Annotated in this window: 7 protein-coding genes; all 7 read right to left on the bottom strand. The window is 69.1% G+C overall.

The annotated features are described in order from the left end of the window. Window positions 1-131: 131 nt before the first annotated feature. Complete coding sequence (locus tag AC13HU_RS22370) at window positions 132-1,190, bottom strand: ABC transporter ATP-binding protein (RefSeq protein WP_483043710.1); 1,059 nt, start codon at window positions 1,188-1,190, stop codon at window positions 132-134. Next, window positions 1,183-2,208, bottom strand: a complete 1,026-nt coding sequence (locus tag AC13HU_RS22365; protein ID WP_483043709.1) for an ABC transporter ATP-binding protein — start codon at window positions 2,206-2,208, stop codon at window positions 1,183-1,185. The genes AC13HU_RS22370 and AC13HU_RS22365 overlap by 8 nt, the downstream gene beginning before the upstream one ends. An 11-nt stretch (window positions 2,209-2,219) precedes the next feature. Then, complete coding sequence (locus AC13HU_RS22360; RefSeq protein WP_483043711.1) at window positions 2,220-3,143, bottom strand: ABC transporter permease; 924 nt, start codon at window positions 3,141-3,143, stop codon at window positions 2,220-2,222. A gap of 1 nt (window position 3,144) precedes the next feature. Further along, window positions 3,145-4,068 (bottom strand): ABC transporter permease, encoded by a 924-nt coding sequence (locus tag AC13HU_RS22355; RefSeq protein WP_483043708.1) that lies wholly within the window; start codon window positions 4,066-4,068, stop codon window positions 3,145-3,147. A gap of 78 nt (window positions 4,069-4,146) precedes the next feature. After that, entirely contained in the window at window positions 4,147-5,781 is a 1,635-nt protein-coding gene (locus tag AC13HU_RS22350) for a peptide ABC transporter substrate-binding protein (RefSeq protein WP_483043707.1), read from the bottom strand. Window positions 5,782-6,173: 392 nt separating this feature from the next. After that, on the bottom strand, window positions 6,174-8,039 hold the full coding sequence (typA, locus tag AC13HU_RS22345; RefSeq protein WP_483043706.1) for a translational GTPase TypA: 1,866 nt from the start codon (window positions 8,037-8,039) through the stop codon (window positions 6,174-6,176). Between the two features lie 208 nt (window positions 8,040-8,247). Then, window positions 8,248-10,068 (bottom strand): ABC transporter family substrate-binding protein, encoded by a 1,821-nt coding sequence (locus AC13HU_RS22340; RefSeq protein WP_483043705.1) that lies wholly within the window; start codon window positions 10,066-10,068, stop codon window positions 8,248-8,250. Between the last annotated feature and the right edge of the window lie 90 nt (window positions 10,069-10,158).

The following is a 10,158-nucleotide window of genomic DNA, read 5'->3' as shown; positions in this document are numbered from 1 at the left end:
CCCGGGCACGCCGAAGCGCCCCGGCCCGCGGCGAGGCGGACCGGGGCGCTCCCGGGTGTTATACGACGACGGCCCGCGGCCGGCGCGGCATGCGACGGCGGCATGCGACGCCGGCCACGTACGACGGTGCGTCAGGCGGCGTCGGCAGCGGAACTGCCCACCACGTCCTTCTCCGCCGCGAAGTGGCACGCCGACTCGTGCGCGGCCGGACTGCCGGAGCCCGCGAAGACCTCCGGCACCGCGAGCAGCGGCGTCTCCTGCGCGCACCGCTCCTCCGCCTTCCAGCAACGGGTGCGGAACCGGCAGCCGGACGGCGGGTTGGCGGGCGAGGGCACGTCGCCGGAGAGGATGATCCGCTCCCGCTGCTCGCGCGCCTTCGGGTCGGGCACCGGCACCGCGGACAGCAGCGCCTGCGTGTAGGGGTGCGTGGGGTGCTCGTAGATCTCGGTGTCGGTGCCGATCTCCGCCATCCGCCCCAGGTACATCACGCCGACCCGGTCGGAGATGTGCCGCACGATCGACAGGTCGTGCGCGATGAAGATGTAGGACAGGCCGAACTCGTCCTGGAGCTTCTCCATCAGGTTGATCACCTGCGCCTGCACCGAGACGTCCAGCGCGGAGACCGGCTCGTCGCAGATGATGATCTCCGGGTTGAGGGCCAGGCCGCGGGCGATGCCGATCCGCTGCCGCTGGCCGCCGGAGAACTGGTGCGGGTAGCGGTTGATGTACTCGGGGTTGAGCCCGACCACGTCCAGCAGCTCGCGCACCCGGGCCCGCCGGTCGCCCTTCGGTGCCACCTCGGGGTGGATGTCGAAGGGCTCGCCGATGATGTCGCCGACCGTCATCCGCGGGTTCAGCGAGGTGTAGGGGTCCTGGAAGACCATCTGGATGTTGCGGCGCACCGCCTTCAGCGCCCGGCCCGAGAGCCGGGTGATGTCCTCGCCCTTGTAGAACACCTCGCCGGAGGTGGCCCGCTCCAGGTTCATCAGCAGCTTGGCCACGGTGGACTTGCCGCAGCCGGACTCGCCGACGATGCCCAGCGTCTCCCCCGCGTACAGGTCGAAGGAGATGCCGTCGACCGCCTTGACCGCGCCGACCTCCTTCTTGAAGAGGATGCCCTGCGTCAGCGGGAAGTGCTTGACCAGGTTGCGGACCCGGAGGATGGGTTCACGGGAGGTGGGCTCAGTCACCGATCGTCTCCTTCCAGAAGTGGCAGGCGCTGCCCCGCTCGGCGCCGACGGTGTGCAGCGGCGGCACCTCGGTGCGGCACACGTCCTGCGCGATCGGGCAGCGCGGGTGGAACGCGCAGCCACCGGGGATACGGGTCAGGTTGGGCGGCAGGCCCTTGATCGCGTAGAGCTCCTGGCCCTTCTGGTCCAGCCGCGGGATCGACTGGAGCAGGCCCTTGGTGTACGGGTGCGCGGGCGCACCGTAGATGTCGTGCACCGGGGAGCTCTCCACGATCCGCCCGGCGTACATCACCGCGATCTTGTCGGCGACGTCCGCGACCACACCCAGGTCGTGGGTGATCAGGATCAGGCCCATGTTGTACTCGCGCTGCAACTCCGCGAGCAGGTCCATCACCTGCGCCTGCACCGTCACGTCCAGCGCCGTGGTCGGCTCGTCCGCGATGATCAGATCCGGCTCCAGGGCCAGTGCCATCGCGATCATGATCCGCTGGCGCATACCGCCGGAGAACTGGTGCGGGTAGTCGCCGACGCGCTCCTTCGCGGCCGGGATGCGCACCCGGTCCATCAGCTCGATCGCCTTGGCCCTGGCCTGCTTGCGGGACATCCCCTGGTGCACCCGGAACATCTCGCCGAGCTGGTAGCCCACGCTGAGCACCGGGTTGAGGGAGGACAGCGCGTCCTGGAAGATCATCGCGATCTTCCGGCCGCGGATCCGGCGCCGCTGCTCCGCGGACATCTTCAGCATGTCCTGGCCCTGGAAGAGGATCTCGCCGTGCGTGATCCGGCCGGGCGGCATGTCGAGGATGCCCATGATGGTCTGCGCGGTGACGGACTTGCCGGAGCCGGACTCGCCGAGCACCGCCAGCGTCTCACCGGCGCTTACCGAGTAGTTCACGCCGTTGACGGCGCGGGCCACCCCGTCACGGGTGTGGAACTCCACGTGCAGGTCGCGTACTTCCAGCAGCGGGGTGGTGGACGCGGGCGCCACGGCGCCCGCCCTCTCGTCGGTGACAGTCAACGTGACGCCTCCTAGCGCAGCTTGGGGTCGAGGGCGTCGCGAACCGCGTCGCCGAGCATGATGAACGCCAGCACGGTGATGCTGAGCGCGCCGGCCGGCCACAGCAGCATGTGCGGCGCGTTGCGGATCTCGTTGGACGCCTGGGAGATGTCGATGCCCCACGAGACGGCCGGCGGCTTCAGGCCCACGCCGAGGAAGGACAGCGTCGCCTCCAGCGAGATGAACGTGCCCAGCGCGATGGTGGCCACCACGATGATCGGGGCGAGCGCGTTGGGCGCGATGTGCCGCAACAGCATCCGGGAGTTGCTCGCGCCGAGCGCGCGGGCGGCCTGCACGTAGTCCTGCTGCTTGGCGGTGATCACCGCGCCACGGGCGATACGGGCGATCTGCGGCCAGCCCAGCAGCACGATGAAGATCGACACGGTGGTGACGGTGCCGCCCTTGACCACGGACAGGAACACCACGCCGCCGAGCAGGATCGGGATGCCGAAGAAGACGTCGCTGATCCGGGACAGGACCGAGTCCCACCAGCCGCCGAAGAACCCGGCGAGGCCGCCGAGCAGCGAGCCGAGCACCGCCACCCCGAGGGTGGAGAAGATGCCGACCGACACCGACGCGCGGGCGCCGTACACCGTGCGGGTGTAGACGTCGCAGCCCTGGGTGTCGAAGCCGAACGGGTGCCCGGAGGTCGGCCCCAGCTGGGACTTGGCCAGGTCGCAGGAGAGCGGGTTGCCGCTCGCGATCACGCCGGGCCACAGCGAGATGAAGATCAGGAAGAGGATCAGCAGGCCGGATATGTAGAACATCGGCTTGCGGCTGAGGTCGTGCAACGCGTCGGACCGCAGGCTGCGGGCCTTCTCGCGCTCCTTGCCCTGATCGGAGGGCGCCTGGGGGGTGGTGGCGACGCCGTTGACCACCGAGTGGCTGTCGGTCATCTCAGACATACCGAATCCTCGGGTCCAGGACCGCGTAGAGCAGGTCGACGAGCAGGTTGGCGGCGAGGAAGACGATCACCAGGATGGTGACGAAGCCGACCACCGTCGGTGGGTTCTGCCGCAGGATGCCCTGGTAGAGCTGGTAGCCGACGCCGTGGATGTTGAAGATCCGCTCGGTGACCACCGCGCCGCCCATCAGGGCGCCGAGGTCGGTACCGAGGAAGGTGACCACGGGTATCAGCGAGTTGCGCAACAGGTGCACGGTGACCACCCGGCGCCGGGGCAGGCCCTTGGCGACGGCGGTACGCAGGTAGTCGGCGCGGGAGTTCTCCACGACCGAGGTGCGGGTCAGCCGGGCCACGTACGCCAGCGAGACGCCGGCCAGCACCAGGCCCGGCATGATCAGGTCGCCGATCGGGGCGCCGTCGGCGACCGCGGGGTTGGCGACGTGCCACTTCACACCGAAGAAGTACTGGAGCAGGTAGCCGGTCACGAAGGTGGGGACCGCCACCACGACCAGGGTGAACGCCAGCACGCCGGAGTCGGCGAACCGGCCGCGCCGCAGGCCCGCGACGAGGCCGAGGCCGACACCGACCACCGCCTCGATCGCGAAGGCGACCAGGGTCAGCCGGATGGTGACCGGGAAGGCGGTACCCATCAGCTCGGTGACCGGCTGGCCGTTGGCCGAGGTGCCGAAGTCGCCGGTGAAGATCTGCTTCATGTAGTGGACGTACTGGGCCGGCAGTGAGTGGTCCAGGTACATCGCGTGCCTGATCTGCGTCGCGGTCGCCGGGTCGGGCGCCTTGTCGCCGAACATGGCTGCCACGGGGTCGCCGAGGGCATAGACCATGACAAAGATCAGAAACGTCGTGCCGATGAAGACCGGCACCATCTGGAGCAGTCGCCTGATGACGTAGCGCCCCATGTGTCCTCCATGGATCGGACCAGACGGTGGTGCACGCCCGCCCCGGGGTCGCCGGGGCGGGCGCGGCACGGCATCAGGTCAGCTGTTGACCGTGATGTCCGTGTAGACGGGGTAGCTGAACGCGTTCTCGGTCACGTTGGACACGCGCTTGGACCAGCCCGCTTCGCCGTTCTGGTACCAGAGCGGGATCACCGGCATGTCCGTGTAGAGCAGCTTCTCGGCCTGCTGGTAGAGCTCCGTCGCCTTGGCGGTGTCCGGCTCGGAGTTCGCCTGCTTGATCAGCGCGTCGAACTTCGGGTTGCTGTAGTGCGAGTCGTTCGCGCTGCCGTTGGTCTTGTACAGCGGCGTCAGGAAGTTGTCGATCAGCGGGTAGTCCATCTGCCAGCCCGACCGGAACGGGTTGGTCATCTCACCCTTGGTGATCTGGTTCCGGAAGTCCGCGAAGGTGCCGGTGGGGGCGCCCACGCACGCCTTGTTGTCGCCCAGCACGTTGTTGATGCTGTTGCAGACCGCGTCCACCCACTGCTTGTGCGAGCCGGAGTCGGCGTTGTAGCCGATGGTCATGTGACCACCGGGGATGCCGCCGCCCGCCTTGATCAGCTCGCGCGCCTTGGCCGGGTTGTACGTCACCGCGTCGCCCGCGATGGTGGCGCTGTAACCGCCGGCCGCGCCCAGCACCGGCGAGGTGAGGTCGCCGGCCGGGGTGCGGGTGCCCTGGAAGATCTTCTCGGTGATCGTCTTGCGGTCGATCGCCATCGACAGGCCGAGCCGGACCTTCTCCATGCCGGGCGCGGTCCACGCCTTCTGGTTCAGCGGGAACGACACGGTCTGGATGATGCCGGCCGGCTGGTTGAGGTAGCGGCCGTCCAGGTCGGACTTGGCGTGCGTGAGCTGCTCGGCCGGGATGTCGTCCAGCACGTCCAGGTTGCCGGCCTGCAGGTCGGCGTAGGCGGTGTTGGAGTCCGTGTAGACCTTGAGCAGCACGCCCTTGTTCTTCGGCTTGCTCGGCCCGGTGTAGTACGGGTTCGGGACCAGCTTCATGCTGGAGCCCTTGCTGTAGGACTCGACCATGTACGGGCCGTCGCCGACCGGCTTGTTGAGGTAGCCGGCGTGGTCGGTGAAGAACGACTTCGGCAGCGGCGCGAACGCCTTGTAGCCGAGCCGGTCCGGCCAGGTGGAGAACTTCTGGGTGAGCTTGACGGTGAAGGTGCTGCTGTCCACGACCTTCAGGCCGGACATGGTCTTCGCCGTCGCCGCACCGCTGTCCGGGTGCACCTTGTCGTAGCCCTCGATGTCCTCGAAGAAGTACGCGCTGAGCTGCTTGTTGGTGAGCAGCGCGCCGTAGTTCCACGCGTCCACGAAGGAGCTGGCGGTGACCGGGGTGCCGTCGGAGAACTTCAGACCCGGCTTGAGCTTGATGGTGAAGTTCTGCTGGTCGGTCGTGTCGATCGACTGGGCCGCCTCGAGGTTGGCCTTGCCGGTCTTCGGGTCGTACTCCTTGAGGTCCATGAAGATCATGTCCAGGACCTTGCCGCCCTGCACCTCATTGGTGTTGGCGGGTTCCAGCGGGTTCTGGGGGTCGCCCCACCACGCCCGGACGATCCCGTCGTTCGAGCCGCCGGCCTTGTCCGAGCTTCCGGAACCGCAGGCGGTCGCGGCCAGCGCGACTACCGCCGCTCCTACGACCCACTTGGCGCTCTTGGCAACGCGCATGGGTATGCCTCCTCAGGAGTCACTGTCGATACGTGTGTCGATGTGTGAGAAGGCCGGGCGCCCCTGACACCCCTGACAGCGACTACGGCCTTCTGTGCTCGTGAGTCGGCGCGACATGACTGCGCGTGACCCATTGACCCGAGCTCAACCTGGTCCACTATCCGTCACGGACGGGAGCCGCCGTGCGGCCGATGTCACACTCAGATCACGAGGGCGCGCCTACATCGTCCTGAAATCCGGACAATTCGGAACGTATACAGACACCGACAAAACGGATTTTGTGATCTAACTAACGGTTATCCGTGTCCGATATCCGGACGCCATGAGACAGGTGCCGGACATGCCGAAGGGGCGCCGGAGGTGACCCCCGACGCCCCTTCGGTGACTACGTGCTACCGCTTGGCGCGAGCGGTCGCGCGGCCGCGCTCCTTCTGGTCGAGGACGACCTTGCGGATGCGGACCGTCGCCGGAGTGACCTCGATGCACTCGTCGTCGCGGCAGAACTCCAGCGACTGCTCCAGCGACAGCTTCCGCGGCGGCACGATCGACTCGGTGACGTCCGCGTTGGAAGACCGCATGTTGGTGAGCTTCTTCTCCTTGGTGATGTTCACGTCCATGTCGTCGGCGCGGGAGTTCTCACCGACGATCATGCCCTCGTAGACCTCCGTGGTCGGCTCGCAGAACAGCACGCCGCGCTCCTGGAGGTTGGTCATCGCGAACGGCGTCACGACGCCGGCCCGGTCCGCGACGAGCGAGCCGTTGTTGCGGGTGCGCAGCTCGCCGAACCACGGCTCGTGGCCCTCGAAGATGGAGTGCGCGATGCCGGTGCCGCGGGTCTGGGTGAGGAACTCCGTCCGGAATCCGATCAGGCCGCGGGACGGCACGATCCACTCCATCCGGATCCAACCCGACCCGTGGTTGGTCATGGTCTCCATCCGGCCCTTGCGGGTGGCCATCAGCTGGGTGATCGCGCCCAGGTGCTCCTCCGGCGAGTCGATGGTCATCCGCTCGATCGGCTCGTGCAGCTTGCCGTTGATCTCCCGGGTGACCACCTCGGGCTTGCCGACGGTCAGCTCGAAGCCCTCCCGGCGCATCGTCTCCACCAGGATCGCCAGCGCCAGCTCACCGCGGCCCTGCACCTCCCAGGTGTCCGGGCGCTCGGTCTGCAACACCCGCAGGGACACGTTGCCGACCAGTTCGCGCTCCAGCCGGTCCTTCACCAGTCGCGCGGTCACCTTGTGGCCCTTGCCGCCCTTGCCGACCAGCGGCGAGGTGTTGGTGCCGATCGTCATCGAGATGGCCGGCTCGTCCACCGTGATCAGCGGCAGCGCGATCGGGTTCTCCGGGTCGGCCAGCGTCTCGCCGATCATGATGTCCGGGATGCCGGCCACCGCGCAGATGTCACCGGGACCGGCGGACTCCGCGGCCTTGCGGGTCAGCGCCTCGGTCATCATCAGCTCGGTGATGCGCACGTTGGAGATGGTGCCGTCGCGCTTGATCCACGCGACCGTCTGGCCCTTCTGCAGGTGGCCCTGCTCGACCCGCAGCAGTGCGATACGGCCGAGGAAGTTGTCCGCGTCGAGGTTGGTGACGTGCGCCTGCAACGGCGCCTGCTCGTCGTACGTCGGCGCGGGAACGGTGGACAGGATGGTGGAGAAGAACGGCTCCAGGCTGTCGCTGTCGGCCGGCACCGTGCCGTTCTCCGGCTTGGTGAGCGAGGCGACGCCGTCTCGCGCACACGCGTAGACGATCGGGAACTCGATCTGGTCCTCGTCCGCGTCCAGGTCGAGGAACAGGTCGTACGTCTCGTTGACGACCTCGTCGATCCGGGAGTCCGGGCGGTCGGTCTTGTTGATGCACAGGATCACCGGCAGCCGGGCGGTCAGCGCCTTGCGCAGCACGAAGCGGGTCTGCGGCAGCGGGCCCTCGGAGGCGTCCACCAGCAGGACCACCGCGTCCACCATGGACAGGCCGCGCTCGACCTCACCGCCGAAGTCGGCGTGGCCGGGGGTGTCGATGATGTTGATCGTGACCGGGTCGCCGCCGTCCTTCGGGTGGTACCGGACGGCGGTGTTCGTCGCGAGAATCGTGATGCCCTTCTCGCGCTCCAGGTCGTTGGAGTCCATCATCCGGTCGTCCAGATGCTGGTGTGCGGCGAACGTCCCGGCCTGCTTCAGCATGGCGTCCACCAGGGTCGTCTTCCCGTGGTCGACGTGGGCGACGATGGCGACGTTACGGATGTCGTGGCGCGTGGACATGAATGCGGCGCTTCTCCCGGAATCGTGGATGGCGTCGCGCCTTCTCCTTCAACGCGAATCGCCCGCCGGGCAGGGTCACGCCACGGCCTCACCCCATGGTACGGGGAGCTACCCGGTGCCTGAACGACGGCGGCTCCCTCCGGGGCACAAACGGAGGGAGCCGGCACGGACTCAGGGGGCGCCCCGGAGGGTCGGGGCGCCGTAGCTGCTACTTGCGGAACCCGATGTTCTGGTAGCTCGGGGTCTGGAACCCGAAGGCCCCCGCGTTCGCGACGTTCGTCTTGAGCGCGACCACTTCGGGGCGCTGGTAGAGCGGAATCGACGCGGCGGCCGCCCAGATCCGTTCGTCCGCCTGGTTCGTGAGGCTGTGCGCCTGACCGGAGTCGAGCTCCGAACCGGCCCGGGCCATCAGCTGGTCGATCTGGTCGGTGCCGACCCGGGTGTAGTTCTCGGCGACGGCGAGCGACCCGTCGGGCGCGGTCACCGGCTTCGCGAAGATCGGTGTGTCGTCGGTGGCCGGGAACGCCGTACCGGGCCAGGAGTACAGCGCCAGGTCGAAGTCGCCGGACGCGATGTGGTCCTGGAAGAAGCTGTCGTCGTCCACCTTGCTGATCTCCGTGCGGATGCCGATCTGCGACAGCATCCGGGCGATCTGCCCGCCGGCGTCGTCGAGCGTCGGTGAGTCGGCCGGCAGGACGAACCGCATGGTCAGCCCCTTGCCGTCCTTCGTCACCGCCCGCGCCGGCTCCACCACGGTCAGCGCCCCGGACGCGGAGGTCCGGCCCGATCCGGCGGAGGGCCCGGCGGCCTTGTCACCGGCCGTGCCGGCGGCCGGCCGCTGCCAGCCCGCGTCGGCGAGCAGCGCCGCCGCCTGCTGGACGTCGGCGGTGCCCAGCGCCGAGCTGTGGTCGGCGTAGCCGGCCTGCGAGGGCAGCACCAGGTGGTTGCCGAGCGGATCCGCGGGCAGTCCGAGCGGCTTGAGCACGGCCGCGGCGATCTTCTTCCGGTCGATCGCGCGGGCCACCGCGTGCCGGACCCGCTCGTCGGCGAGCGGACCCGAGCTGCCGTTGAGCGCGAGCTGCGCGTACGCGGAGTCCGGGGCGGTGCGCACCCCGACGCCCTTGGTGCGCTTGGCCGCCGCCAGCTCGCCCGGGTCGATCTCGGCCACGTCCAGCTTGCCCGCGGCCAGCTGCGCCGGGCGCTTGTCGCGCGGCACCGCGGTCAGCACGATCCGGTCGAGCTTGGCGCGGGCGCCCCACCAGTGGTCGTTGCGGGCGAGGCTGACGGTGCCGGCCTTGGCGTCCTCCGCTTTGACCGTGAACGGGCCGGCGGACACCGGCAGGGAGGTGCGCACCCCGTCGTTGAAGGCGTCCGCGCCGGCGGTCACCGACTTCGGGTACAGCGGTGCGAACAGCGACCGCCAGTCCGCGTACGGAGTGGCGAAGGTGACCTTGACCTGGTGGGCCTTCGCGCCGGGGCCGATCGCCGAGATCCGGTCGTAGCCGGCGTTGCGGGCGGTCCAGAAGGAGGTGTTCCTGCCGCCGAGCGCCTTCCACTGCGCGGTGACGTCGTCGGCGCCGATCGCGCGGCCGTCGCTCCACTTCGCCTTCGGGTTCAGGTCGTAGGTGACGACCTGGCGCGGGTCCTGGGCGGTGATCTTCGCCGAGGTGACGTAGTCCGGGTCGAGCCGGGGGGCGCCGTGGGCGTCCAGCCGGAACATCGCCGGCAACGTGGCGCCGGTGACGGTGCCGGTGCCGGCGTCCGCGTCGGCCTGGAAGGCGTTGAGCGTCTTCGGCATCTCGTCGACGGCCCAGGTGAGGGTGCCGCCGTCGCGCACCCCGGCGCGGGAGACCGCGGCCACATCGGTGCCGGCGGTGCCGGCCGCCTTGTTCCCGGACGAGGAGCAGGCGGTCAGCGCGGTGGCGCCGACCGTCAACGCCATGGCGACACATGCCGTGGCCGACACGGCACGGCGGCGCCGTTCCGGGGCGGCCGGCGGTACGGCGGTCGGTTTCGCGCTGCGATTCATGGGCTCGGACACCTCCGCGGCCCGGCCGGCGCCGCTCTACGGCGCACGACCGGGACGTCATCGATCGGCCTGAAGCACGGGGACGGGGAG

It is taken from the genome of Streptomyces sp. NH27 (genome assembly GCF_056859195.1).
This window is presented reverse-complemented; position numbering and strand designations above follow the sequence as displayed.